Source organism: Desulfuromonas sp. DDH964 (assembly GCF_001611275.1).
Classification (GTDB): Bacteria; Desulfobacterota; Desulfuromonadia; order Desulfuromonadales; family DDH964; genus DDH964.
Genome location: NZ_CP015080.1, coordinates 3508949 through 3534920, shown reverse-complemented (window position 1 = coordinate 3534920; position 25972 = coordinate 3508949). Strand labels below are relative to the sequence as shown.

General features: G+C 62.9%; 26 protein-coding genes and 1 tRNA gene. 13 read left to right on the top strand and 14 right to left on the bottom strand.

The genetic code is table 11. The features are described from left to right. Positions 1-5: 5 nt before the first annotated feature. From DBW_RS16145 to DBW_RS16130, 4 genes are all read right to left on the bottom strand, one after another. Positions 6-860, bottom strand: coding sequence for an NAD(P)-dependent oxidoreductase (locus DBW_RS16145; RefSeq protein ID WP_066728921.1), 855 nt, complete (start codon positions 858-860; stop codon positions 6-8). Between the two features lie 49 nt (positions 861-909). Next, a complete protein-coding gene (gene sthA / locus DBW_RS16140; protein ID WP_066728919.1) occupies positions 910-2313 on the bottom strand; it encodes a Si-specific NAD(P)(+) transhydrogenase in 1404 nt (467 codons plus the stop codon). Positions 2314-2525: 212 nt separating this feature from the next. Beyond that, positions 2526-3386: a transglutaminase family protein gene (locus tag DBW_RS16135; RefSeq protein WP_066728916.1), complete on the bottom strand. Its 861-nt coding sequence runs from the start codon at positions 3384-3386 to the stop codon at positions 2526-2528. Positions 3387-3404: 18 nt separating this feature from the next. Then, positions 3405-5600 carry a putative bifunctional diguanylate cyclase/phosphodiesterase gene (locus DBW_RS16130; RefSeq protein ID WP_197463667.1) on the bottom strand — a complete coding sequence of 732 codons (2196 nt, stop codon included), beginning with the start codon at positions 5598-5600 and terminating at the stop codon, positions 3405-3407. 176 nt (positions 5601-5776) lie between these two features. Here DBW_RS16130 and DBW_RS16125 point away from each other — a divergent pair, with 176 nt between their 5' ends. The 5 genes from DBW_RS16125 (at position 5777) to DBW_RS16105 (ending at position 8696) form a co-directional block, all read left to right on the top strand. After that, entirely contained in the window at positions 5777-6337 is a 561-nt protein-coding gene (locus tag DBW_RS16125) for an ANTAR domain-containing response regulator (protein WP_066728911.1), read from the top strand. A 46-nt stretch (positions 6338-6383) separates the two neighbouring features. Next, on the top strand, positions 6384-7292 hold the full coding sequence (locus DBW_RS16120) for a CopD family protein (RefSeq protein ID WP_066728908.1): 909 nt from the start codon (positions 6384-6386) through the stop codon (positions 7290-7292). Between the two features lie 29 nt (positions 7293-7321). Then, on the top strand, positions 7322-7858 hold the full coding sequence (locus tag DBW_RS16115) for an O-acetyl-ADP-ribose deacetylase (RefSeq protein ID WP_066729882.1): 537 nt from the start codon (positions 7322-7324) through the stop codon (positions 7856-7858). Positions 7859-7862: 4 nt separating this feature from the next. Beyond that, positions 7863-8042: a 4Fe-4S binding protein gene (locus DBW_RS16110; RefSeq protein WP_066728906.1), complete on the top strand. Its 180-nt coding sequence runs from the start codon at positions 7863-7865 to the stop codon at positions 8040-8042. Between the two features lie 189 nt (positions 8043-8231). Next, a complete protein-coding gene (locus tag DBW_RS16105) occupies positions 8232-8696 on the top strand; it encodes a hypothetical protein (protein WP_066728904.1) in 465 nt (154 codons plus the stop codon). An 81-nt stretch (positions 8697-8777) separates the two neighbouring features. Here the strand turns inward: DBW_RS16105 and DBW_RS16100 are convergent, their stop codons facing one another. Next, entirely contained in the window at positions 8778-9008 is a 231-nt protein-coding gene (locus DBW_RS16100) for a hypothetical protein (protein ID WP_066728903.1), read from the bottom strand. A 319-nt stretch (positions 9009-9327) separates the two neighbouring features. Between DBW_RS16100 and DBW_RS16095 the strand changes: the two genes are divergently transcribed. The 3 genes from DBW_RS16095 to DBW_RS18265 are packed head-to-tail and all read left to right on the top strand — an operon-like array spanning position 9328 to position 11049. Next, the gene (locus DBW_RS16095) at positions 9328-10266 is read left to right on the top strand and encodes a hypothetical protein (protein ID WP_066728902.1); all 939 of its coding nucleotides are present in this window, start codon (positions 9328-9330) and stop codon (positions 10264-10266) included. Positions 10267-10320: 54 nt separating this feature from the next. Further along, positions 10321-10809: a PaaI family thioesterase gene (locus DBW_RS16090; protein WP_066728901.1), complete on the top strand. Its 489-nt coding sequence runs from the start codon at positions 10321-10323 to the stop codon at positions 10807-10809. A 30-nt stretch (positions 10810-10839) separates the two neighbouring features. After that, complete coding sequence (locus tag DBW_RS18265; protein WP_257722371.1) at positions 10840-11049, top strand: EamA family transporter; 210 nt, start codon at positions 10840-10842, stop codon at positions 11047-11049. An 84-nt stretch (positions 11050-11133) separates the two neighbouring features. Here DBW_RS18265 and DBW_RS16085 read toward each other — a convergent pair whose 3' ends face one another. After that, positions 11134-11313: a hypothetical protein gene (locus tag DBW_RS16085; RefSeq protein ID WP_066728900.1), complete on the bottom strand. Its 180-nt coding sequence runs from the start codon at positions 11311-11313 to the stop codon at positions 11134-11136. 190 nt (positions 11314-11503) lie between these two features. On the opposite strand from DBW_RS16085, the gene DBW_RS16080 reads away from it, so the two are divergent. Further along, on the top strand, positions 11504-13687 hold the full coding sequence (locus DBW_RS16080) for a putative bifunctional diguanylate cyclase/phosphodiesterase (RefSeq protein WP_066728898.1): 2184 nt from the start codon (positions 11504-11506) through the stop codon (positions 13685-13687). A gap of 65 nt (positions 13688-13752) precedes the next feature. Here DBW_RS16080 and DBW_RS16075 read toward each other — a convergent pair whose 3' ends face one another. Then, a complete protein-coding gene (locus DBW_RS16075; protein WP_066728895.1) occupies positions 13753-15663 on the bottom strand; it encodes an LTA synthase family protein in 1911 nt (636 codons plus the stop codon). A 212-nt stretch (positions 15664-15875) separates the two neighbouring features. Here DBW_RS16075 and DBW_RS16070 point away from each other — a divergent pair, with 212 nt between their 5' ends. Both DBW_RS16070 and DBW_RS16065 read left to right on the top strand, forming a co-directional pair. Then, a complete protein-coding gene (locus DBW_RS16070; protein ID WP_066728893.1) occupies positions 15876-16538 on the top strand; it encodes a response regulator transcription factor in 663 nt (220 codons plus the stop codon). Then, positions 16535-17863, top strand: a complete 1329-nt coding sequence (locus DBW_RS16065) for a sensor histidine kinase (protein ID WP_066728891.1) — start codon at positions 16535-16537, stop codon at positions 17861-17863. The genes DBW_RS16070 and DBW_RS16065 overlap by 4 nt, the downstream gene beginning before the upstream one ends. On the opposite strand, the gene DBW_RS16060 is transcribed toward DBW_RS16065, so the two are convergent. The 7 genes from DBW_RS16060 to DBW_RS16030 all read right to left on the bottom strand — a co-directional run bounded on the left by DBW_RS16060 (position 17853) and on the right by DBW_RS16030 (position 24401). Continuing rightward, entirely contained in the window at positions 17853-18932 is a 1080-nt protein-coding gene (locus DBW_RS16060) for an HD domain-containing phosphohydrolase (RefSeq protein ID WP_066728890.1), read from the bottom strand. The genes DBW_RS16065 and DBW_RS16060 overlap by 11 nt on opposite strands. Before the next feature lie 46 nt (positions 18933-18978). Next, entirely contained in the window at positions 18979-19182 is a 204-nt protein-coding gene (locus DBW_RS19300; protein WP_442856867.1) for an ATP-binding protein, read from the bottom strand. A gap of 146 nt (positions 19183-19328) precedes the next feature. Next, on the bottom strand, positions 19329-20795 hold the full coding sequence (locus DBW_RS16050) for a hybrid sensor histidine kinase/response regulator (protein WP_066728886.1): 1467 nt from the start codon (positions 20793-20795) through the stop codon (positions 19329-19331). Between the two features lie 31 nt (positions 20796-20826). After that, positions 20827-21648, bottom strand: coding sequence for a diguanylate cyclase domain-containing protein (locus DBW_RS16045; protein WP_066728884.1), 822 nt, complete (start codon positions 21646-21648; stop codon positions 20827-20829). Positions 21649-21723: 75 nt separating this feature from the next. Further along, positions 21724-22164 (bottom strand): response regulator, encoded by a 441-nt coding sequence (locus DBW_RS16040; RefSeq protein ID WP_066728882.1) that lies wholly within the window; start codon positions 22162-22164, stop codon positions 21724-21726. A gap of 3 nt (positions 22165-22167) precedes the next feature. Then, positions 22168-23910, bottom strand: coding sequence for a sensor histidine kinase (locus DBW_RS16035; protein ID WP_066728880.1), 1743 nt, complete (start codon positions 23908-23910; stop codon positions 22168-22170). Between the two features lie 414 nt (positions 23911-24324). Next, positions 24325-24401, bottom strand: a tRNA-Met gene (locus tag DBW_RS16030). Positions 24402-24567: 166 nt separating this feature from the next. Here DBW_RS16030 and mnmH point away from each other — a divergent pair. Together mnmH and DBW_RS18845 are read left to right on the top strand one after the other, a co-directional pair. After that, positions 24568-25611: a tRNA 2-selenouridine(34) synthase MnmH gene (mnmH, locus tag DBW_RS16025; protein ID WP_066728878.1), complete on the top strand. Its 1044-nt coding sequence runs from the start codon at positions 24568-24570 to the stop codon at positions 25609-25611. Between the two features lie 80 nt (positions 25612-25691). Then, complete coding sequence (locus tag DBW_RS18845; RefSeq protein ID WP_197463666.1) at positions 25692-25859, top strand: hypothetical protein; 168 nt, start codon at positions 25692-25694, stop codon at positions 25857-25859. The last annotated feature ends 113 nt before the right edge of the window (positions 25860-25972 follow it).

The window sequence follows — 25972 nt, the reverse complement described above, 5'->3', positions numbered from 1 at the left end:
CCGACTCACCCCTTCCGGAACAGTTTGTAAATCGCCGAAAAATCCTCCTGGTCGATCCCTGCTTCGAAGGTGCGGGCATAGAGCTCCTTGACCACCGCCCCGGTAAAGAGGGTCTTCTTCTGCGCGTAGGCGAGGTCCTGCAGGCAATGGAGGTCCTTGTAGATCAGGGCATTGGAGAAGTGGGTCGAAAAGTCCTGCGCCAGCAGCTTGGCGCGCTTGGCATTGAGGACCAGCGAATTGCCGCCGCCGACGGCGAGAATCTCCAGGATCTCTTCCCGGGCGATGCCGATATCCTCACCGAGGGCGAGGGCTTCGGCAATCGTCGCCATGAAGGAACCGAGGGTCAGGTTGTTGATCAGTTTCATCTTGGTCGCCAGGGCCGGCTCCGCGAAGTGGAAGAGGTGCTTGCCGATATTCTCCAGCAGCGGCCGCACCTTTTCGTAGGCGCCTTGGTCGCCGCTGGTCACCACCGTCAGCGCCCCCTGGGCGGCGGGAACGACACTGCCGAGGACCGGTGACTCGAGGTAGCTGGCCCCCGCCTCGTCACAGGCGGCGTAAAAAGGGAGCACCTCGCGAAAATGGTTGGTGGAGAGGTCGACAACGATCTTCCCGGCGAGTTTGGCCGCGAGGAGCCCCTGTTCCTGGCGGAGGACGGCGTTGACCGCCGCGCTGTCGAACATGCAGAGGAGGATGACGTCGGCGTTGGCGGCGACGGCCGCCGGTGAAGACGCCACCTCGACGGAGAGGCCGGCCTCCTTGCCCGGGGTGCGGTTCCAGACGGTCAGGGAATGGCCGCAATCGAGGAGGCGGCCGGCGATCGCTTTGCCGAGGTGGCCTAGTCCAATGAAGCCGAGATGCATGGTGTTCTCCTTGTCTGCAGGTTTGGGGGGGGCTGGCGACGGCCTCCGGTTAGAGGCGGTTGCAGCCATTCAGCGCTGCGACCCGGTAGGCCTCGGCCATGGTCGGGTAGTTGAAGGTAGTGTTGATGAAGTACTTGACCGAGTTGTAGGGGGCCGGCTGGGCCATGATCGCCTGGCCGATATGGAGGATTTCGGCGGCATTGTGGCCAAAACAGTGGATACCGAGGATCTCCAGGGTCTCGCGATGGAAGAGGAGCTTGAGCATGCCGGCCTTGTGCGAGGTGATCTGGCCGCGGGCGAGGTGCTTGAAGAAGGAGTGACCCACCTCGTAGGGGATCTTCTCCGCCGTCAGATCCTGCTCGGTGCGGCCGAGGGAACTGATCTCCGGGGTGGAATAGATGCCGGTCGGGATATCCCGGACCAGGCGGGCGTCGCAGTGACCGGTGGCGATATGGGTGCCGGCGAAGCGCCCCTGGTCGTAGGCGGCGCTCGCCAGGTTGGGAAAGCCGACGATGTCGCCGACCGCGTAGATATGGGGGTGGCTGGTCTGGTAGACCTCGTTGACGGCGAGGTGGCCGCGGTGGTCGGCGCGCAGGCCGATCGCCGCAAGGCCGAGGCCGGAGGAGTTGCCGGTGCGGCCGTTGGCCCAGAGGAGCATGTCCGACTTGATGACCTTGCCGGTCTTCAGGTGCAGCACCACGCCGCTTGCGGTCACCTCGACCCGTTCATATTCCTCGCTCTGCCGGATCAGGATCCCCTGCTCGTCGCGCATGTGATAGCTGAGGGCATTGCTGATCTCTTCGTCGAGGAATTCGAGCAGGCGCTGCCGGGTGTTGACCAGGTTGACCTTGACGCCGAGGTCGCGAAAGGCCGAGGCGTACTCGCAGCCGATCACTCCGGCGCCGTAGACGGTCAGGGTGGCTGGCAGCTCGCGCAATTGCAGGATCGTGTCGCTGTCGACCAGGCGCGGGGTGGAAAAGTCGACATCGTCCGGCCGGTAGGGGTGGGAGCCGGTAGCGATGACGAAATGGTCCGCGCTGAGCTGACGGGCGTTGCCGGCCTCATCCAGGACCAGAACGGTATGAGGGTCGACGAAGCGGGCCTCCCCTTCGATCACCTCGACGGCATTGCGCTCGTAGAATCCCTCGCGGTCCCGGACCTGCTGATCGACGACGCGCTGCACCGCGGCGAGGAGATCGCCGGCGGAGACCCGGGCCGGGTGATGGGCGCGGTCAAAAAAGGGACTGTTCTTCTCCTCGGCATACTTGCGGATCACATGGATGAGCGTTTTACTCGGGATCGTCCCCCAGTGGGTACAGCCGCCGCCGACCAGGGGGTACTTCTCGACCACGGCCACCGACTTGCCAGCCTTGGCCAGGGCAATCGAGGCCCCCTCGCCGCCGGGGCCGCTGCCGATGACGATAGCTTCAAAATGGTTTTTCAGTCCGTCCATGTAAAACACCTTTGTTCTGTTCTGAAACGTTGCGTGGGTGAACTCCGGTGCCGGTTCAGACCGCCTGGCGTCGCGCCCGCATCCGAACCGGCGCTTCCGGAACGGGCGGCGCCAGGGAAAGCGTACCAAAGAATTCGGTGATCTGGGGACGGAGCAGCGTTTCCGGAGCCGGAAATTGAAAAATCCGGGTTGGTCGCCGGGTCCGGACCGCTTCAGGCCGGCAGCGCCACGACGCGGACATCGACCACCAGGGTTGGCGGCGGACCGTTCGGACCGATGAAGCTCCCGGAGACCGGAGGAACGCTTTCCGGGTGCCGCGCCACTGCGACCGGGATATGGCGGCGCCCTGTCACCTCGCCGCTGGTCGGGTCGAACCCCTTCCAGCCCGGGCCGGGGAGGTAGACCTCGGCCCAGGCGTGGGTGGTGGTGGACCACTGCTCGCTGGCGGGGAGGTGGGCATAGCCGCTGACAAAACGACTGGCCAGTCCCAGAGAACGACAGGTCTCGACGAAAAGCGCGGCAAAATCCCGGCAGGAGCCCCGGCCGAGGGCGAGGGTTTGCGCCGGCGACTGGACGCCGGGCTCGTTGCGGACCGTGTAGCTGAAGCGGCCGGCGATGCTCCGGTTGAGGCGGTCAAGGAGGGCGTAGCTCTCCATGGCTGGCGCGAAGTCGAGCTGCATGACCCAGTTGCGCAAGGCCTGCTCGTCCCCTGGATAGGCCGGTTGCAGGAAGGGCAGAAGGTCGGCGCGGTCCTGGGGGACGTAATGGAAGGGGTAGTTGACGGCGTAGTCAGCGACCAGGAAATCGAGGGGGGTTTCGCCGTAATGCTGGATGATCACCTCGCTGGTGATGGTCAGCGCTTGCGCCGGCTCGAGAAACCGGACGACCGCCGCCGCATTGTCGAGCGCATCCCGGTGCCACTTGACGGTGTGAGCGGGAGCAATGGTGAGCAGGGAGGTTTCGATGTGGACTTCCGGGCCCTCGCGTGGCCGCAGCAGCAGGGTGTGGGGCTGCAGGGTGGCCGGGCTGGCGTAGCGGTATTCGGTAAGGTGGGTAATTTTAAGGCGATGCATGGGAGCTCCTGCCCGGAATCAGCTGGCGCTGGTCGATGCTTTCGCTTTGTCCGCCGGGCGGAGCGGGGCTGGGAGGGCGTCCGGGCGCCAGCTGCGCAGGAATCGGGCGAATTCCTCCGCCGGCATCGGTTTGCCGATCAGGAACCCCTGCGCGCAGTCACATCCTTCCTGGCGCAGGATGGCAAGCTGCTCCTGGTGTTCGACCCCTTCGGCAACCACTCGGAAACCGAGGCTGTGCCCCATGTTTATGATCGCTTTCACGATCAAGCCAGATTCTTTGAGCAGGTGCAGGTCGCGGATGAAGGACCGGTCGATCTTCAGGTCGTTGAGGGGGAACTGCTTGAGATGACTCAGCGAAAAAAGGCCGGTGCCGAAGTCGTCAAGGGCGATGCCGACGCCGAGCTCCTGCAGAAAGTTGAGGGTGGCGAGGGTGCCGACCCGGTTCTGCATCAGGATGTTCTCGGTCAGCTCCAGGTGCAGCCAACGTGGATCGAGCCCGGTTTCGGCGAGGACCCGGGCGACACTGGTCGCCAAGTGCTCTTTCCAGAACTGGCGGCTCGAAAGGTTGACCGCTATCTGCAGTTGCGGCAATCCCTCGTCCTGCCAGCACTGCGCTTGGTTACATGCGGCGTGCAGGGCCCATTCGCCGAGTTGGACGATGAGGCCGCTCTCTTCGGCGAGGGGGATGAACTCGCCGGGCATGATCAGGTCCTTCCCCTGCTGGTGCCAGCGCATCAAGGTCTCGGCACCACAAATGGTCCCGCTTGCCAGGTCGAGTTGCGGTTGGTAATAGAGGAGCAGTTCATTGCGTTCGAGGGCGCGATGCAGGCTGTTTTCCATCGTCAACAGGCGCCGGGCCGCCGAATTCATCGCTCCGGAGTAGAAACGGTAGGTGTCGCGTCCTTCCTGCTTGGCGTGGCGCATGGCAGTGTCGGCATTTTTCAACAGGCTCTCCACATCGTTGCCGTCGTTGGGATAGAGGGCGATACCAATGCTGGAAGAGATGAAGACTTCCTGTCCTTCGAGGGAAAAGGGACGGGCAAGGACCTGATGCACCCGGCGCAGGACCTTCATCACATCCTGAACATGGTGGATGTCGGGGAGCCAGATACTGAATTCGTCGCCGCCGAGGCGGGCGATGGCCTGGGGGAATTCGTCCCGGGCCTGGCGGGCGACGAAGTCGGTTTTGCGGGTTGCTTCCTTGAGCCGTTCGGCGACCTGGCGCAGCAGTTCATCGCCCGCGCGATGACCGAGGGACTCGTTGATGGTCTTGAAGCGGTCGAGGTCGAGGAAGAGGAGCGCCAGCTGATGCCGTTTCCGCCGGGCATAGGAGAGGATGTAGACGAGCTGCTCGTTGAAAAGGAGGCGGTTGGGGAGTCCGGTGAGGGGGTCGTAGTGGGCGAGGTAGTGGATTTTTTCTTCGGCCCGCCGCCGTTCGCTGATGTCCTGGATGGTGCCGCTGAGGGCAAACTGACCGCCGTTCCCGACCTCGCCGACTACTCCCTGGGTGTGGAGGTAGCGCAGTGTACCGTTGGCAAGCTGCACCCGGTAATCAAGGGCAAAAGGTTTTCCTTCCTGCCGGGCCTGGTCAAAAGCTTTTTCAACCCGGGGACGATCCGCCGGATCCACCTGAGCCAGCAGCGCCTCCACCGGGATCTGCTGTTTGCCAAGGTCAAGGAGCCGCGCTCCTTCGAGGCTGAGCTCGAGTCCCTCGGCGGTTGCACTCCATTCCCAACTGCCGAGGCGGGCAAGGCGCTGGGCATGGTTGAGCTGTGACTCGCTCTCGCGCAAGCGGGCGAGATTGCCGCTGGTCCGCAACAGGTTGCGCAGGCGGGGGGCGAGCAGGGCGGTGTCGAGGGGAGTGGTGACAAAATCGCTGGCGCCGGCGCCGAGTGCACCCTCGATCGCCCGGGGATCGGCACCGCTGGTCATGACAAGGATCGGGATCTGGCTGCTGGTGAGCCCCTCGCGTAACTTCCGGCAGAGATCGGTACCGTCGCTTTCGGGGAACTCGGCGGCGAGCAGGACCAGGTCGGGGTGCAGTTCCGCTGCCCTTGCCACCCCCTCTTCCCCGCTCGCTGCTTCGCACACGGCAAATCCTGTGGCGTCAAGGGCGTTGTGAATCGCCTGGCGCTGGTCGCCGGCGGCTGCCACCACCAGAACCAGCGGGTGGGCGGGTGAGCTTTTCACTGCTGGCGTAGTCGTCTCGGACATGGTCACGGGCTCCGTTGAGGGAGGGCAGGCGGTCGGCCGGCTATTGGTAACAGCCAGTTTAACACTGCGCTGAAAATTTTCCCGGGCCAATTGCCGCCAAGCGGCATCCCTTATGCAAAATGAAGACGATATCGGTGCCTTTGCGGGCGCCATTGCCTAGGGAACAGGAGTGCCGCATGAAGAGAGCGCTGGTCGTTGACGATGAACCCCTGATCCGCCGCCAGGTCGCGGAGACCCTTGAAAAATATGGCTTTGAGTCATTTCTGGAAGCGGAGAACGGCAAGCAGGCGGTCGATCTTGCCCGCGCTCACAAACCGTTGCTGATCGTTATGGATGTCACGATGCCCGTTCTCGATGGCATCAGAGCTGCCGAAAAAATAGGCATAGAGGCACCGGCGCCGATCGTCCTTTTGACCGGCATTGCAGATCACGAAACGGTAGAGCGGGCGCGCCTTGCCGGGGTGATGAGTTATGTTGTCAAACCGTTTCGGGAGGAGCAGCTCTTTCCCGCCGTCGATCTGGCCATCCACCAGTTTGTGACCTTTTCCAATCTGCGCGAGGAGGTCGCCAGCCTCAAGGAGACCCTGGAAGCGCGCAAGCTGATTGAAAAGGCCAAGGGCGCCCTGATCTCCCGGGGGATGACCGAGCCCGAGGCCTATCGCAAGATGCAGAAGATCGCCATGGATAAACGCAAGACCCTCAGGGAGGTCGCCGAAGCGATCCTGCTCATGGAATAGCGCGCAGAGAGTTGACACCCGTTGCGCCCCCGGCTATAAACGCGCTATGAGAATCCTGCTTCCCTTTTTTATCCTGCTTCTGCTCGCCCCCGGTCCGGCGCTGGCAACGGAGGAGTTCGCCCGGGAAACGGGCCAGGAATGCGCCGTCTGCCACCTCGATCCTGCCGGCGGTGGCGAACTGACCGGCGCCGGTCAGGGCTATGCCGACTACCGGCAGCAGGCGCGGCAGACCGCAGGCGTGGTCGGCCCCGGCCCCCTGGCGCGACTCCTGCGGCTGGCAGTTGGCTATCTCCACCTGGTGACCGCTGTCTTCTGGTTCGGCACCATCCTCTACGTCCACCTGATTCTCAAGCCGAGCTACGCATCGAGCGGCCTCCCTCCAGGGGAGGTGCGGGTCGGCCTGGTCTCGATGGCGGTGATGGCGGTTAGCGGCCTGGCCCTGACCTGGTACCGGCTCGACTCGCCGGCGGCGTTGCTGGAGACCCGCTTCGGGGTGCTGCTGCTGGTCAAGGTCGGCTGTTTCCTGGTCATGGTGGTGACCGCGCTGATCGCCGTCTTTGTCGTCGGGCCGCGGTTGCGACGGGCGCGGACGGAAGCAACTCCGGGCGCCGGCGGTGAATTCAGCCTGGAGCAGTTGGCTACCTGCGATGGTGCCGACGGCCATCCCAATTACTTTGCCTATGGCGGTCGCGTCTACGATGCCGGCGCAAGCCGGCTTTGGCAGGGCGGCCGGCACATGGGGCGTCATCCTGCCGGCGCTGACCTGACCGCGGCTCTGGAACAGGCCCCCCATGGCGAGGATCGGATCCTGCGCCTCCCCGAGGTCGGGCGCCTGGTCGTGGCGGCCGAGGGCGGGAACCAGCGGCCGCGCCGGTCCTTTTTTGCCATGGCCTATCTCAATCTCGGCCTGGTGCTGGCCATCCTGCTGGTGGTTGCGCTCTGGCGCTGGGGGTAACGTTGATATCCTCTCCTGCCCGGTCTTCGCTGAACCAGCCGCAGATTGAAATCATCCAGGGGGATATCACCCGCCTCGCCGTCGATGCCATCGTCAACGCTGCGAATTCCTCCCTGCTCGGGGGCGGCGGGGTCGATGGTGCCATTCACCGGGCGGCCGGACCGCAGCTTCTCGTCGAGTGCCGGACTCTCGGGGGGTGCCAGACCGGGGAGGCGAAAATGACCGATGGTTACCGGTTGCCGGCGCGCAAGGTGATTCACACGGTCGGGCCGGTCTGGCAGGGGGGGGAGCGGGGAGAGGGTGAGCTCCTCGCCCGCTGCTACCGGCGGAGCCTGGAACTGGCGGCAGCGGAAGGGCTGGCCAGCATCGCCTTTCCCTCCATCAGCACCGGCGTCTACCGCTTCCCCCTGCCGCAGGCCTGCCGGATCGCGCTGGCTACAGATCGCGATTTCCTTGCCGAGGGGAACGTGATAAAAAGAGTTTTCTTTGTCTGTTTCAGCCCCGAGGATCTTCAGGAGTACCGGCGTGCCTGGCAGGAACTGACCGCCGCCGGGAAAGGACCCTAGCGTAATGAAACTGTTGGTGGACCCGAAAAAATGTTGCGCTTCCGGCGAATGCGTCAAGGCCTGCCCGGAAGGCGCCATCGCCATTATCGACGGCCTCGCCGTGATCGACGAGAGTCGCTGCGATTTTGACGGCATCTGCATCGCCGCCTGCCCGATGCAGGCGATCGATTTCAGCGACGATTAATTCGTTCAAGTGTGCCGCGGGCGAGCCCGGGCGGACCACTCTCATTCTCGCCGGCCCGCAAGGAGCCCCCCGGCAAACACTGCACTACTTTCAACTTGGAAGCGGGTGAGGTTCCGGCATATACTGGCTGCGCCGCAGCGGTGCGGCTTCTAGTCGAAACGGACTGGATAAGAACGGGAGGAGAGGGCGATGGGACTGTTCAGGAAGGGGCGCGAAGGGCAATCCCGGGGGGTCAGCACCGACGAAGAAAAGGTGCGCGATCGCCTGGTGGGCGAATGCTATTGTCATAACGGCCACAGTCTGCTGACCGACCTGGCGACCTTTGACGGCCTGGCAGGGCTGACCATCCGCTTGGCGGGCGGTGATCGCCAGGGTTTGCTGTCGCTGAGTCCGATCATCGGGGACAAGAACCGCAGCTTCTTCGACTTCGAGCGGATCGAGGGGGAGGTGGTCGATCTCTGCTGCCCGACCTGCGCGGAGCCTTTCCCGGTCTATAACGCCTGCCCCTGCGGCGCCGATCTGGTCACCCTTTTCACCACCCCAAAGGCCGATTATGCCAATATTATCGGCATCTGCCGGCGGATCGGCTGCCTGCATGCCGAAATCATCAGTGGCCGGGACCTGCGTCTTTACAGCCGCCAGGGTTTCTTCTGAGCGATTGCTGCCGGGAAGGCAAAAACGCCGGGCCCTTGCGGGGCCCGGCGTTTTTGCGTTAGCAGGTGGCAGGATCGCCGGTCAATGGCGAATTCCGCTCAGGTGCAGGGCGCGCAGCAGTTTGCGCCGGTGGCGCCCGGAGAGTTCGATGTGAAAAGATGCCTCATTGTTGTCTGTGGGGCCATTCAGGGCCGGTGGCGTGGTCAGGCTCTGGCCGGCCCAGTTGTTCGCCAGGGTATGATTACGACGCAACAGTTGGCGGCGGAAAAGACAGTAGAGGCTTTGCAGCAGATTGAAACCAGGACTTGCCATGAAGACTCCTCATCCATAAGGCTGACGAAATATTGATCAATGGTATGACCAATCGAAAACCGTGTCAAGCCCGGGGAAAACGAATAATAGTGTTCTAAATTGGATATTTAGCAGAATTCGCGCGGAAATGAAGAGTAGCCGGGTTGCGGCTCTGTCAAAAAATAAATGGGAAATATTACCATTTAGGCTCAGCGAGACGGTGTCTCATTTTCCTGCCGCTGCTTCATCGTCCCGTGCCGCCCTTTCCGGGCATGACAGCCGCGGCATAATCTGCTACCTTGCAGCAATCCGAGAGGAACCTGAGCACGGAGTGGTTGCATTGATTCGATCGATTCTCCAGCAGCACCGATCTTTGGTTGCTCTTTGCCTCTCCGGGCTGCTCCTGGCCTGGGGTGGCGCGGCTCGGGCCGCGGAAGGACCGCCGCCAGGGGCCGAGGTGGTCTGGGAACTCGACGCCTACTATTCCAACGTCGGTCTCTTTTTGCCGCTGACCCAGGCCCCGATTCCCGACCTCGCCGAGCAGTCGGAGGCGGCAATCTACCGCCACCTCCTCCTTACCTCCTGGCCGCCGCGCTTCGCCCTGGTCGAGCTGAGTCTCAACCCGATGCCGATCCTTGGCGTCTACCTGAAAAAGCACCAGCGCTCCTTCTACGATCAGACCGATTTCGATGGTTTCAATCTTGTCGAATCGGTAACGGCCGGCTTTCAGGAGCCCTATGCGGCGACCCTCTTCTTCGGCAATGTCGCGACCTTTGTCCGGCGCGGGGAGAGCCGCCTGGAGACCAACAAGGGGTATATGGGCTACCTCTTCAGTGTCGGCAGCCAGCATATCAAGGACAATGTCATGATTGACGATCGCTGGCTGGAAGCGGAGTGGAAGCTGAAGGGGGATCGCAAATTCGAAGACCTGAGCCACCACTGGAGTTTTCGTCTCGGCGCCAAGCTGCACGAGAACTCCGGGATTGCCGATATAGCCTACATCGGCCTGCGCCGCAGCCTGCTCGATTTTCAGGGGGCAATCTTCTCCTGGCTTGAGAACAGCGAGATCAACCTGAAAACCGATTTTTCCCTGGCCGACGGACGTTTCCTCGGCCAGGAGGTGGTGGTGGGCAAGAAATTCCCCCTGCGTGGCGCCAGGCTTGCCCTGAGCCTCGACATCGGCTGTATCTGGCAGAGTGCCAGTCGCTACGCCGAACGTTACCGGGAGCCGGAAGACCAGTCTTTCACTGTGGTATTGCGACCGAACATCGAATTCTGATGTCTGCGGTAACGATTCCGAAAACCGCCCCCGTGGGGGTAGAGGAGAGCAGCTGTGACAAAAGAAGCAAAGAGCCTGGAAAAGGAGGCGGCACGGCCGGCCGTCGATCTCGCTGGCGAAAAGGACTGGCGCCCCTTCGATGCGCCGGCACTGGTTGGCGCTTCGCTGCGGTTTGTTTCCGGGGAACCGGAAGGGAATCGCTACCGGATTCGCTATTTCCGCGATGACGCCGGTCGGCTGCGGGCCCGCTGCTGGTTCGGCCCGGAAACCGAAGGGCCTCCCGGCCACGCCCACGGCGGCTCGATGGCTGCGGTCCTCGATGAAGTGCTCGGTCTGGCGGCCTGGACCGCAGGCCATCCGGTGGTGGTGGGAAATCTCAACGTCAGTTTCCGCAACCTGCTCCCCCTGGAACAGGTGGTGACGATCGAAAGCGACGTGATCTCCGCAGCGGGCCGCAAGGTGATGGTGCGCGGCCGCATCTGCCATGGCGAGACCGTCTTCGCCGAAGCCGACTGCCTGTGTATCACCATTCCCGGCAAATGATATTCCCGGGGGCCCCATGACTCCGCTTTAATCCCCGACAGCACCACCCTCGGCTGGTCGCTGATCTCATCGGCGATGCGTGAAACCCCGGCGACGGTGGCGAGCCTGGTGTTGCTGTTGCAGCCGGCCCTCTCCTGCAACTGGGATGTGCTCTTCTTTCAGCGGCCGACCGCCGCCCACGAAATTTTCGGCATTACCCTCATCCTTGCCGCCAAATTCCTCGGTTTCATCCGGGCCTGAACTCCACTCAACCCAAAAAAGCCGCCGCGGATGACCTTTCCCGGGTCATCCGCGGCGGCTTTCTTGGGCCAGGTCGCGCTGGTGCTAAAGCGCTTTCGGACGGCAGACGTTCTCTTCATCGTGGACCTTGACGCCACAATTGGTGCAGGAGAACCGAGGATTTTCAAACATTTTCGCTATTTCCGGCTTCATTTCCTTGTACTGCAGCTGACAGGCGTGCAACTCGCAGTGTTCTTCGGGGTTGGTGCAGTCATTCTCGGCCATGGAGAACCTCCCAGTCTGGATTTATTAGATTCTAACCGAATCGACCGGGCAGTCAACTCACCGGAACCACTCACCGGAACCGGTTGGCGGCACCCGGAACGGTTCCCTGCTCATTCGGCCCGATGCCTTGACATCTGCCATCCCGGCGCTTCAATTATAGGCAATTGCGGGTGGTTGCCGGGGGATTGCGATGTTTCGTGACGATAAAATGATTGAGGCGGGCGGGGTCCTCTCGTTGCAGGCCTTGGAGGGTGTCGACATGAGCAATCATGAAGGGCAGCTGAATCTGATCCTCGTCGTTGATGACGATGAACTGGTTCGCCGCATGATGTGTGATGCACTGGTCGCCGCGGGATTTGCCGTGGTCGAGGCCGCCAGCGGCGAAGCAGCCGTGGACCAGTTCCGTGAACGGGAGCCAGCGGGGGTGCTGCTCGACGTTCATCTGCCGGGGATCGATGGTTTTGCTACCTGTCGTGAGTTGCGGAAACTCCCCGGGGGGGATCTGACCCCGATCCTGATGGTGACTGTGACAGCCGACCCGGAGCTGATCCACCTCACCTTTGAATCCGGGGCCACCGATTTCATTGCCAAGCCGGTCGATCCGACCATTCTCGGCTACCGGGTGCGGTACATGCTGCGAGCCGCCCGCGTCGCCCAGGAATTGCGCCGAAATCAGGAACGGCTCCTCCTCTCCCAGCAGATTGCCGGTCTTGGCTACTGGGAGTGGGACCTGCAAAGCGACCAATTGACCCTCTCTCCCGAGGCGCAGATCGTGTTCGGATTCCCTGCGGAAGAGGCCGTCGATTACCGCAGCTATCTCACCCGTGTTCATCCCGAAGAGCGCCAGGTGGTCGATCTCGCCCTGAAGGAGTCGTTAGACGGCCCGCAGGATTTCAATCTCGAACATCGGATTCTCTGGCCCGACGGCCAGGTTCGCCATGTCCACGCCCAGGCCCGGGTGGTGCGCGACAGCGAGGGGAAGGCCATCCGGGTCAACGGGACGTTGCATGATGTCAGTGACCGCCTGCAGACCGAGGCGCGGCTGGTCGAGAACCAGGCGCATCTCAACTATCTTGCCTACCATGACGCCTTGACCGGGCTTCCCAACCGGCTCCTCTTCCAGGATCGTTTCAACCATGCCATCGCCCGTTCCCGGCGCCTTTCGTACCAGGTGGCGATCCTCTTTCTTGACCTCGACCAGTTCAAGAAGGTGAATGACTCCCTCGGCCATGAAGTCGGTGACCAGCTGCTGCGCGAAGTGGCCGGACGGCTGCGCGGCTGCGCCCGCGAAGCCGATACCCTGGCGCGCCTTGGCGGCGATGAATTCGTCCTGTTGCTGGAAGAGGTCGACGGGATGAACGCTGCCAGCGCCGCGGCCAAAAAGATTATCAAACGGCTACTGCCGACCTTCCGGGTCGGCGGCTTTGAACTCTATACCACTGCCAGCATCGGCATCGCCCTTTACCCCAGCAACGGCACCAGCGTCGAGGAACTGATGAAATGCGCCGATGTCGCCATGTACCGGGCCAAGGAGCGCGGCCGCAACAATTTCCAGTTCTACACCCCGGACATGAATGCCCGGGCCCAGGAGATGCTGCTGCTCGAGAGCGGCCTGCACCAGGCTCTCGAACGCGGGGAGTTGGAAATCTACTACCAGCCCCAGTTGGAGATGGAAAGCGGCGAGTTCATCGGCACCGAGGCGCTGCTGCGCTGGAACCACCCGACCCGCGGCCTGCTCCTCCCCGCCGAGTTCCTCCCGCTGGCGGAGGAGACCGGCCTGATCCTGGCGATGAGTGACTGGGTGCTGCACACCGCCTGCCGGCAAAACCGGATCTGGCAGGAGGCTGGCTATCCGCCGATGCCAGTGGCGATCAACATCACGCCGCGGATGTTCCAGCAGGCCCTGCTGCTGCGGATGGTCTCCCGGGCGCTCTCCGCATCGGGACTGGAGGCCCGCTACCTCGAGCTGGAAGTGACCGAGAGCATGATCATGGACAACGTCGAGGCGGCGATCCAGACCATGACGGAACTGAGCCGGATGGGCATTTCCCTGGCGATTGACGATTTCGGCACCGGCTACTCTTCCTTAAGCTGCCTGCGCCGGCTGCCGATCAACAAGCTCAAGATCGACCGGATCTTTGTCGGCGATCTGACCAACAACAAGAATGACGCGGCGATTGCCGCTTCGGTCATCGCCCTGGCCGAAAGCATGAATTTCGGTGTTATCGCAGAAGGGGTCGAAAACGAAGGACAACGGTGCTTTCTCCAGGAGCGGGGCTGTCGTCAGGCCCAGGGATTCTTCTTTGCCCGTCCCCTGCCGGTGGCCCAGGTGGAAAAGTTGTTCCGGCGACCGTCCCCGGTCGACCGGGGCTGAGCGCCAGCCAGCAAAAAGCCCCCGCTGGGATCCCGGCGGGGGCTTTTTGCTGGCTGGCGGCGGGATCACCAGCGGTTGAGCCGGTGGCTGATCAGGTAGTCGGCGCCCTGATAGTAAGCCTGGGTGTCCGCGATGATCGCCCGGGTGGCGGCCTCGCCTTCCCCCTCGAATTGTTCCCCGGGGCCCGGGTGATCGACCACTGTAATCTCGCGCTGGGGCGAGAGGTAGGCGAGGTGGTCGCTTTCAAGCAGGCCAAGACGCTGGTAATTGCCGATCAGCGCCCGTTCCCGGGGGGCCGGAGCCAGCAGGTCCTGGCCGAAGAACTGACTGCGGTAATTGAAATGGAGCAGGCCAAGGAGGGTCGGTGCCACGTCGATCTGGCTGGAGAGGGTATGGTTGACCCCGGGAGCGACGTGCCCGGGCGCATAGATGAAAAGCGGGATCTGGTAGTTGGCGATGGGGAGGGCGTCCCTGCCGGCGCTCCCGGCGCAGTGGTCGGCGAGAATGACAAAGACGGTTTTGCTGAACCAGGGATGGTTGCTGGCTTCCTCGAGGAGGCGGCCGAGGGCGTAGTCGGTGTACTTCACCGCGCCGGCGCGCCCGGAGCCGGAGGGGATGTCGATGACCCCCTCCGGGTAGGTATAGGGACGATGGTTGCTGGTCGTCATCACCTGGAAGAAGAAGGGCTGGCCACTCCGATGGTCCCGGTCCGCTTCGGCGATCACCTTCTTGAACAGATCGCCATCGGCAATCCCCCAGGCATTTTCAAAGTTCACCTCGGTGGAAGCGAAGTCGGCCCGATCGATGGTGCGATAGCCGTTGCCGGCGAAGAAATCGTTCATATTGTCGAAGTAGCCGTAGCCACCGTAGAAGAAGACCGGGTCATAGCCGTGGTCCTTGAAGACCTTGCCGAGGTTGAAGACCCTGGCGTTGTCGGGGCGTTTGACCATCGACCGCCCGGGGGTGGGCGGCAGTGAAAGGGTGACCGCTTCGAGGCCGCGGACGGTACGGGTGCCAGTGGCATAAAAGTGATCGAAGACGAGGCTCTGCGCGGCCAGCCGGTCAAGGTTCGGGGTGAGGTTCTCCTGGTTGCCGAAACTGCCGAGAAACCCGGCGCTGAGGCTCTCCACGGTAATCAGGATGACGTTCAGCTCTTCCTTCGGGGCCGAGGCGCGAATGTCACGGCTGATATCGAAGGTGTCGTCGTTGGTATAGTGGCTGTTTGATCCCGCCAGCAGGCGGCGCAGCCGCTCGGATAGCTCCCGATCGGCGCCGAGGCGATAGAATTGCCGATAGTCCATGGTGTTGTTGCGGAATGCCGCCACGAACTGGTAAGGCCCGTTGGCGGCCAGCTCGTTCTGGTAGCGGTTGGTCGAAAACTCGTGCAGCTGCTGGCCGAGGAGGCCGGCGGCGAGAAGCGGCAGCAGCAGCAGCGCAAGCCCCTGGCGCAACCGCGGCCGGAAGGGCTGGCGAACCGCGAGGGCGCGGACGATGAAACGGCGCAACAGGGCCAGGACGAGCAGGCTGGCCAGCAGCATCGCGCCGACCAGGCGGAAAAAGGGGTAGGATTGCAGGATGTTGTCGGTCACTTCGCGGCGGTAGATCAGGTAGTCGACGGCAATGAAGTTAAAGCGCACCCCGAACTCATCCCAGAAGAGCCACTCGGCCGTCGCGGTGAAAAAGAGGAAGAAGCAGAACGCGAAGGTTGCCGCATAAACGACCCAGAGAAACGGCCGGCTGTGCAGGATGCGCTCAGGCAGAAAGATGAGCAGCAGCAGAAAGGGGGTGGCGAGATAGGAAAAAAAAGCGAGGTCATAAAGCAGGCCGATGCCGAAGATTGCCACCAGGTGGGTAGGGGCCAGAGCGAGGTCGGCGGCCTGGCGCACCAGCAACAGGGTGCGCAGGACCGTGCTGAGGCCGAGAAAGGCGCCAAGGTAGGGAAGAAAAAGGCGAAAACGAGATAACGATAATGACATTTAGGCCTCGTGGTCAGAATGAGCTTGGTATTAAGAATTGCAGCAGGAGAAAATATGAATCGTATACGAGCGGGGAACTATAGCCGGCCAATCTTAAGGGGGCCTTAAAAGGAGAGTTTCTTTTCGGCCTATGCTTTTCGCCGCGGGAGCCCTCGGTTAGACTCCCGAGAGCGGAGCACGGCAATGAACGGGGCCAAGAAAGAGGAGTGAGGATGCGCTTGTTGCTGGTCGAGGATGACCCGATTATCGGGGATGGAATCCGGCGGGGTTTGCGCCAGGATGGTTTTGCCCTTGATTGGGTACGGGATGGAGATGAAGGGGAACTCGCCCTCGGCACCCAGGTTTACGACCTGCTCCTGCTCGACCTCGGTCTGCCGGGGCGGCCCGGACTCGAGCTGCTTCGGGAATTGCGCCAGACCGGCAGCGATCTCCCTGTGGTGATCCTGACCGCCCTCGATGCCGTTGCCGAGCGGATCGCCGGGCTGGATGCCGGCGCTGATGACTATCTGGTCAAGCCTTTCGATCTCGATGAACTGGCCGCCCGCATCCGGGCGGTGTTGCGCCGGCGGCAGGGGCGGGCGGCGCCCCTGCTGGTCCACGGGGCCTTGCAGCTTAACCCGGCCACCCACGAAATATCCTGGCATGGCGAGCCGGTCACCCTCTCCAGTCGCGAATTCCGGCTCCTCGAGGCCCTCCTCGAACGCCCCGGCGCGGTCCTCTCCCGCGCCCGTCTCGAGGAGCGCCTCTACGGCTGGGGCGAAGAGGTGGAGAGTAACGCGGTAGAGGTTTACGTTCACAACCTGAGAAAGAAACTGGGGGCGGAGGTTATCCGTACCGTGCGCGGGGTCGGCTACCTGCTCGGGGGCGAATCATGAAATCGCTCCGTCGACGTTTGCTGACCTGGCTGCTGCTCGGCCAGCTGCTGGCGGTGGGCGCCGCCGGCATTGTCACCTACCTGCAGGTCGAGCGGGAACTGCGGGACCTGGTCGATGACCAGCTGCGCCTGGCGGCCAACGGCCTGGTGGTGGCAACGGGTTTCCGGGAGGGGGGCGGTGTTTCCTCCCGGGACAACAAGGATGAGTTGCGGCTTCAGGTCTGGGAGGGTGACCGCCTGGTCTTCTCCTCCCCATCGGACTTCGCACTCCCCCGCGGCGCGCGGCCCGGTTTCAGGACCAGTACCTGGTATGGCCTGGACTGGCGCAGCTACCTGCTGACCGACGAAGAGCGCACGATCCAGCTCTCTCAGGCCCTCGACGAGCAGTTGGAGACAACGGTGGAGGTGGCGTTTTCCAGTATCGGCCCGGTCCTCGGGCTGATCCCGGTACTGGCGCTCCTGGTCTGGTTTGGGGTCGGTTTCGGCATGCGGCCGCTGGGACAGCTGGCCGCCGCCCTGGAGCGCCGGCGCCCCGACACCCTGCAGCCCTTGCCGGTGGCTTCACAGCCCCGCGAACTCCAGCCCCTGGTGACAGCACTCAACCTCCTGTTGCGCCGCCTCGAAAGTGCCATGGAACTTCAGCGCAAGTTCATTGCCGATGCTGCGCACGAACTCCGCACCCCTTTGGCCGCCGTCCAAATCCAGGCCCAGCTGCTGGAACGGCCGCAAACGGATGCCGAACGGCAGCTCACCATCGGCCAGATCCGCGGCGGCATCTCCCGCGCTGCCCACCTGGTGCAGCAGTTGCTGATCCTGGCGCGACTCGCCCCCGAAGGACGCCGGCGTGATCTGGTCCGGGTCGATCTCGGCCGCCTGGCCAGGGAGGTCGCTGCCGAATTTGCGCCGCTGGCCCTCGCCGCCGGGATCGATCTTGGCGTCGTCTGCCATGATCCGGTCAGCGTGGACGGGGACGCCGACAGCCTGCAAACCCTGCTTGGCAATCTCATCGACAATGCGATTCGCTACTCGCCCCGGGACGGGCAGGTCGACATCGCCCTTTTCGCGGCGGACGGGAGCGTGGTCTGCGAAGTTCGGGATGCGGGGCCGGGCATCCCTCCGGCGGAGCGGGAACGCGTTTTCGACCGCTTTTACCGCTGCCTTGGCAGCGGGGTCGAGGGGAGCGGGCTCGGTCTGGCCATCGTCCGCGAGATCGTCGAACAGCATGGCGCAGCGATCGAACTGGGAGATACCGGCGCGGGGAAGGGGCTCAGGGTCAAAATTACCTTCCCCGCCGGGGGGGCGGCAGGGAAGGTGGTCAGAAGCTGACGTCGTCCTGGTGGGAGTCGAAAATTTCGGCGAAGCTCTCCTTGACCTGGATAAAGGCCTGCAGGACCTGCGGATCGAAATGTTCCGGCCGGGTCCGACCGTCCCCCTCGATGATGATCGAACAGGCCTTCGCGTGTTCGAAGGCCGGCTTGTAGGGGCGCTTGCTGCGCAGGGCATCATACTGGTCGACGAGCATGACCAGGCGGCCTTCGAGGGGAATCTCCTCCCCCTTGAGGCCGTTGGGGTAGCCGGTGCCGTCCCAGCGTTCGTGATGATTGAGGGCGATGGAGGCGGCGAGGCGAATATCCGGGTGGGAAGAACCTTCGAGAATGCCTTGGCCGATCACCGTGTGGGACTGGATGGTTTTGAACTCGTCCGCGGTCAGGCGCCCCGGTTTGAGCAGGATATTGTCGGGGATGCCGATTTTGCCGACGTCGTGCATGATGCTGGCAAAGCCAACATTCTCGACAAAATCGGTCGGCAGTCCCATCTTCTCGGCCAGAACCCGGGTGTAGAGCCCGATCCGCTTGATATGAGTGCCGGTATCGTCATCGCGGTATTCCGAGGCGATGATCAGGCGCTGGATCATCTCCTTGCTCGCCTCGGCAAGCCGCGCCAGGGCCGCGGAGAGTTCTTCGGTGCGGATTTTCACCGTTTCTTCGAGGGTCTTCTTGTAGTTCCGCTCCATCTCCCGCAGGCGCAAAAAGTCGACAGCCTTCTTCAGGGCGTGCTCAAGCTGCAGGGGCCGGTAGGGCTTGATAAGAAAGTCCGTCGCCCCCATCTTGATCGCCTCCACCGCGGTATCGAGCTCGGCATAGGCCGTCATCAGGATCACCGGCAGCTCGGGCGACTCGATGTGGATCTGCTCCAAAAGCTGAAGGCCGTTGATTTCCGGCATCTTGACGTCGGTGATGACAACGTCGATCGGCTCGCTGCGCAATCTCTCCATAGCCGTCTCGGCCCGCTCACAGCTGGTGACCTCATAGTCAAATTCGCGAATCAACATGGCGGTCGATTCGAGGGTATAGGGATCGTCATCGACGACCAGGATATGTGGCTTCGTTTCCATCAGCCCTCCTTTATGGCCGCAGGTTAATCCTGTCGGCCAGTTGCCATCAACGGAAAATGAGTGTGAAGGTGTTCCCTGCGCCGGGGGCGTTGTCACAGGTCAGGATCCCCCGGCTTTGCTGCATGATGCCGAGGGCCACGGAGAGCCCGAGGCCGGTCCCCCGGCCGACCTCTTTGGGGGTGAAGAATGGTTCAAATATACGGGAAATTATTTCTTTGTCCATCCCCGTCCCGGAATTCTTGGAGGTCAGCTGGAGGGAACGGCCGAAGGGCGGGTCGTCATGCTGATCGAAAAAGGTCCGGTCGAGGGGGGCTGGACCGAGAATACCTGCGGTGTCGCGATTCAGAATCAGTCCCCCCCAAGGCTGGTGCCCGCGGCGGTTAGCCAGCCGCGGGATTAGCCCTCTGCCGGAGACTCCAGTGGCAGGAGGACCGCAAAGGAGGTGCCGGCACCGACGGCGCTGCGGCAGATAATATAACCCCGGTGCTGTTTGACGATGCCGTAGCTGATCGCCAGACCGAGGCCGCTCCCCTCCCCGGTTTCCCGGGTGGTGAAAAAGGGCTCGAAAATGTTCTGCACCATTTCGGGGTCCATGCCGACACCGCTGTCTTGCAGGACAATCCGGGCATACTGGCCCGGTTTGCCGAAGCCATGCTGCTGACGAAAATCGTTGGTCAGCAGATAGTGTTCGAGGGTCACGGCGAGACTGCCGCCGGTGGGCATTGCCTGCCGGGCGTTGGTCGCCAGGTTGAACAGGACCTGCTCGAGTTGGGCGGGATCGCCGGTAATCCAGAGGGGTGCGGCGGGTAGGATCTGGCTCAGGCGGATTTTGCCGCCGAGCAGGGAAGGGAGGACGTGGAGGAATCGCGTCAGAAGTTCGAGCAGGTCGAGGCGGCGCATCTGCCCGGGCTGGCTGCGGCTGAAAGAGAGGAGGGCCCGCGTCAGGCCGGCGGCACGGTCGGCGGAGGCGATGATCTGCCGGACCGGCCCGAGCAGGGGTTCCTGGCCGTCAACTTTAATTTCAAGGACGCTGGCATAGCCGATGATCGCCGTCAGGATATTGTTGAAATCGTGGGCAAGGCCGCGGGTCAGGTTGCCGAGGGACTCCATCTTCTTGGCGTATCGCAACTGCCGTTCCAGCCGCTGGCGCTCGGTGATGTCCCGCAGCGAGGCGAGGACCACCTTTTCGCCGTGCCATTCGGTCCACACCCGGCGCAGTTCACAGACCCGTTCCTGATCATTGTCGAGGAGAAGGTGGATTTCATTTGTGGTGCCGGCATCGAGGGGATAACCGAAAGGTTTGCCGATGATCTCTTCCCGGCGGCGTTGCAGCAGCCTTTCCGCGGCCGGGTTGATGAAGCGTACGATCCCCTCGAGGTTGGCAATCAGGATGCCGTCCGAATTCTCCTCGATCAACTGGCGCAGGCGGTTCTCACTCGCTTGCAGATCGCGGGTAAGGGCGTGCAGCTGGCTCTTCAGACGCTGGCGTTCGATGGCGTAGTTGATCGCCCGCAGCAGCGCCGGACCGGTGACCTCTTCCTTGGCAAGATAGTCCTGGGCCCCGGCGCGTACGGCGGCGAATCCGACCTCGCTGCAGTTGAGGCCGGTGAGGACGATTACCGGCAGCTCCGGGCAGCGGCCGGTCAGGATTTCAATTCCCTTCATCCCTTGGGTATCGGGGAGGCCGAGGTCTAGCAGCACAGCATCGGGAGTCTCCCGCTCCAGTTCGGCCAGTCCTTCAGCGAGGGTGGCTGCGTGCCGAAAGTAGTGGGAGCGCCCCCCTTCGCGGAGCATCTCACGCACCAGGCGCGTATCCCCCGGGTTGTCTTCGATCAACAGCAGATTGACGTGGCTGTTCGGCATGCTTCCTTCCGGTCTGGACAGGTTGGGGAATTCAGAATTGTTGCGACCCTTGCTCGATGGTGGCAAAGAGCTCTTCGGCGCTGCGTGGTGCTTCGGGATCGAACCAGGTGGTTGTGCATTGGACCTTCAGTTGGTAGGGGCGCTTTTCGCTGCGGCCAAAGGCTCGCAGGTTTTCCGCCAGGCGGCTGGTGATGACGCTCTGGTAGATTCCCAGCGAGTTGATCGCCAGCACGGCGAATTCGTCCTGGCTGCAACGCGCCAGCAGGTCCGATTTGCGAAAGGTTCGGACCAGGACCTCCGCCAGGTCGAGCAGCGCGGCATCTGCAAGCTTGGCGCCATGGCGCTCGCCGATTTCGGCGAGGCCGAGCAGGCGCAGGCGCACCAGGACCATCTGTTTTTTCATCCGGGTGGCCAGTTCCAGTTGGTGTTCGGCGAAGCGGATAAAGGTGCGGTAGTTGTAGAGGTGGGTCAGCTCGTCCTTGAGGGCGAGGGCGCGCAGCTCCTGTTTCAGCTCCTGGTGCTCGCTCAGGTCGCGCAGGTAGACGATCCGCAGTCCCGCATCGGTGCGTGAGACCTGACTGCGAATCGTTGCCAGCCGCGGCCGGTCGTTGCCGCGGCGGTTGAGCCGTGGCGGGATAAGCTCAATCTCTCGCGGAGGCTGCGCGTCGCTCTCCACCGGCAGCGGATGGTCTAGGAGCTCGTCGGCCGGAAGCCCGAACAGCTCGGCGAGAGCCGGGTTGGCGTAAAGGACCAGGCCGGCAGCATCGGTAATGGCGACTGCCTCGGTGGCGTGATCGATCACATCGAGCAGCAGAGAATTCGAGAGGATGAGAGAGGTCTTTTTGGTGGTCATGCCTGCTCCTGCAACTGGCGGTTGACGAAGATCGGCCGCGGTCGCCAGGCTGCGCGCCGCGGTCCGCATCGCCGGCTATACCTTCGGCAGGCTGACCACCGTCAGCCAGAAGTCTTCGATGGTCTTGATCACCCGGATGAACTGCTCGAGGTCGACCGGCTTGCTGATATAGCAGTTGGCGTGGAGGTTGTAGGACTTGACGATATCCTCCTCAGCCTTGGAGGTGGTCAGCACCACCACCGGGATGCGCTTGAGGTCAGCATCCTCCTTGATCTCGGCGAGGACCTCGCGGCCGTCTTTGCGCGGCATGTTGAGGTCGAGCAGGATCAGGTCGGGTCGGGTGGCCGCGCTGAAGGCGCCGCGGCGGAAGAGGTAGTCGAGGGCCTCGACGCCATCTTTGGCTAAATTCAGCTCGTTGAGGATCTTCCCCTCCTTGAGGGCCTCGATCGTCAGCCGGATGTCGGCCGGGTTGTCTTCGACCAGTAAAATCTTGATCGGAACAGGGTTGGCTACCATGTCTTACTTCGCTCCTCTGAGGGTGAAAAAGAAAGTGGTGCCGGCGCCCGGGCTCGATTCGATCCAGATGCGGCCGCCGTGCTGCTCGATGATCTTCTTCGTCACTGCCAGGCCGATGCCGGTTCCCGGATACTCCTTCTTGCCGTGCAGCCGCTGAAAGATGATGAAAATCTTGCTGAAGTACTGCGGGTCGATGCCGATGCCATGGTCCCGTACCGAGAAAATATATTTGTCCCCTTGGCGGGTCGCCGCAATCTCGATCTGCGGCGGCTTGTCGCCATGAAACTTGAGGGCGTTGGCGATCAGGTTCTGGAAGACCTGGACAAGTTGCGAGCCGGCACCCAGCACTGTCGGCAGGGGGGCGACTTCGAGGGTGGCGCCGCTCTTCTCGATTGCCAGCTTAAGGTTCTGCCGCACTGTGGCCAGCAGCTGGTCGCAGTCGACCGGTACCAGAGCTTCATCCTGCCTGCCGGCGCGGCTGAATGTAAGCAGATCGTTGATCAGCCGCTGCATCCGCGACGCCCCTTCCACAGCAAAGCCGATGAACTCGTCGGCATCGGCGTCGAGACGACCCTGGTAGCGACGGGCGAGGAGCTGGACATAGCTGTTCACCATGCGCAGCGGCTCCTGCAGGTCGTGGGAGGCGACGTAAGCGAACTGCTCCAGCTCCCGGTTGGAGCGCTGCAGGTCGGCGACTGTCTTTTTCAAAGCCTGCTGGGCCGCCTTACGCTCGCTGATGTCCTCAATCACTTCGATGAAGCCGGACCCCCTTCCGGACTCATCCTGAAGCGGGAAGGCACGGATGCAAACCTCGACCCGCTGGCCGTCCTCCAGCTCCCCTTGCGTCTCCACCTCCTCAGGTTTGCCGGAGCGTAGGGCGCGGCTCCCCGGGCAATGGTCGCAGACCCCGTCACGCCTTTCAAATTCCTGGTAGCAGTGTTTACCGACGAAGTCGGCGGCGGGGCGCTTGAGGATCCGCCCCTGGGCGGCGTTGGTCATCCGGACGCGGTAGTCGGCATCAATCAGGGTAATGCCGAGGTCGATATTTTCCACCAGCGAACGGTAGAGCCCTTCCTTTTCGTTGATCCGTCGCACCAGGCGGTGACCGGTGCGGTTGATGGCCAAACCGGCCACCAGGGCCAGAACGAGAGAGACCCCGCTGGCAATAAAGCCGGCCCGCCAGAAGGGGGCGCGGATCTCCGCCAGGTCGACCTTCGCCACCAGCCCCCAGGCGGGGCCTGCCACCGGCTCGTAGGCCGCCAGGACCTGCTCGCCGCGGTAGTCGAGGCCGATCATGCTCCCCGCCTGGCCGGCCAGGGCGCGGCGCATCGGCGCGGCCTTGCTGTCATTCAGGGGAACCGGCTGCGGCCGGGTAAGGTCAAAATGGCGGTGGCTGAGGAGGAAGACGATCTGGCCCTGTTCGATCCGCGCCAGGGTGAATTCACCGGTTTCACCGAAGCCGGCAAACTGGGCATGGGCCTCGCGGAGCTGGTGCAGGGCGGCTTCGGCGGCATCGCCGTAGGAAGCGTTTATCGGGTTGGAAGAGTGGTGCTCATACCGGTATAACGTCTCGATCAGCCGGGCCTCGGAGCTGACCAATTCACGCAGCCGTTCGCGCTGCCCTTCCCGGGCGGCGCGGTAGGAGATGGTCAGGGCGAGGACGGTGGCAAAGAGGACCAGGCTGGTGACGGTGAAGATCAGCAGCAGGATCTGCTTGCGGTCGGTGCTGTTGCCCTGCTGGTCCATGCTGTCCCTCTTCGAGATTAAAGAGCAATGCCCATCGGTTCATTGCGATGGGCATCCAGTTCCCTTGGTTTGAAGCTGGAACCCTTGCCATCTCTTTGGCAGCCCGGTTCTTTCCTTAGAGACCCGTGGTTTTGCGGGGCCCGATTGACCTGATTTTGCTCCTGTTCAGAAGGGCGGGCTGATTGGCGTTGCTGAGCAATTAAATAACCGTACTCGTTGCGGTGGAATTGTCAAGAAATCAGGCTATTTATAACTTCAGTCGTCGTTAATGCAGGTGTTTTCATCGCGCGCCGGTATGCCGTATCGCGAACCCGGTTTGGCGTAGCAGATTCTTGCCGATAGCCGGAACCGACCGCAAATGGGAGAGGGAAAAACAAAAGGGACCTGCTGCTGCGCAGGTCCCTTGAAAGATTTTGGTTGCGGGGGAAGGATTTGAACCTCCGACCTTCGGGTTATGAGCCCGACGAGCTACCAGACTGCTCCACCCCGCGACAACGGACCCGGACTATACGCGATGCAAAATTGGATGTCAACCACCTTGTCGGGAAATAATGGCGTCGGGACGCCGGAGCGGGCAAGCTTGTCCGGGGCGGGGAATTCCTGTATAAGGGGGGCGCAAAGCGAACGATTCCAACGGCGGCGACAGGACCTTATCCCATGGCAGTCTTGACCATCGAACTTGATGCGGCCCTCGCCCTGCGCGACCGCGGTGCCCTCTTTATCGACGTGCGCTCCCCTTCCGAGTTCGCCGAGGCGACCATCCCCGGCGCGGTCAACCTGCCGATCTTCGACGACGCCGAGCGCGCCGCCGTCGGTACCATCTACAAGCAGGAGGGGAAGGCGGCGGCCCGGCGCCTCGGGGTGAAGCTGGTGGCGCCGAAGATCCCGGCTTTCGTCGAAGAGGTCGAGACGCTGCTGGCGGGGGGACGGCCGCCGGGGATCGTCTTCTGCTGGCGCGGCGGCATGCGCAGCTACGCCATGACCAGCTTCCTTGACCTGGCCGGCCTGCCGGTGCGCCAGCTCAGCGGCGGCCACAAGGTCTTCCGCGCCAGGGTGCGGGACTTCCTCGCTGCCGGGGACTGGGGGCGGCTGCTGGTGCTGCGCGGCCTCACCGGGGTCGGCAAGACCCGGCTGCTGCACCTGCTGCGGGAGAAGGGCTACCCGGTCCTCGACCTGGAAGGGCTGGCCAACCACCGCGGCAGCGCCTTCGGCGGCCTCGGTCTCGGCCCCCAGCCGAACCAGAAGAGTTTCGAGGCGGCCCTCTGGGACGAGCTGCGCCGGATCCCGCCGGGCGCCTGGGCCCTCGCCGAGGGGGAGAGCCCGCACATCGGCCGCCTGGTGCTGCCGAAGCCGGTCTACACCGCCCTGCAGCTTGAAACCACCCTCTGGATCAACGCCTCCCTCGCCTTTCGCAGCGCCGTCATCCTCGACGACTACCCGGCGCGCGACGAACTCAAGGCAGCATTTGTCCGGCCCCTCAAGGCGCTGCGCGAGCGGCTCGGTGCCGGGAAGGTCGAGGAACTGCTCGAGATGCTGGAACGGGGGGAGTGGGAGGCCTTGGTCGCCGAGCTGATGGTGCGTTACTACGATCCCCTCTATCGCCACACCCGCCCCGCGAATCGCATCGAGATCGACATCGAACCGCTGGCGGAAGGGATCGCCCGGGTGGAAGCGGCGATCAAAAAGGTGCTGAATGCGTAAGTGCTGAAGTGCTGAAGTGCCGGCTTTACTTTTTCCCGGGGCGGGAGGATAATCCTGGCCAGCGTCGCGGGAGGAGTACCGTGGAAAAGATCATCGGTCTGAAAGAGTGCAATTCCCTTTGCCGCAAGTGCCTGCGCGCCTGTCGGCAGCCGGCGGCGGCGCTGCTCCTCGACTGTCCCCGCTTTTTGCCCCGCCCCTTCAAAATCGACCAGCCCCGTTACGATCAGCTCGACCTGTTCGGCGAATGAACCCAGGAAGGGTTGCCTTCGTCCCCTTGTCCCGACCCTGTGCTCCCCCTGCCGCCTCTTTCCCGGAGGCAACTTCCCGCCAAGCGAAATGGTTTGATGGAATTTCTATTCCG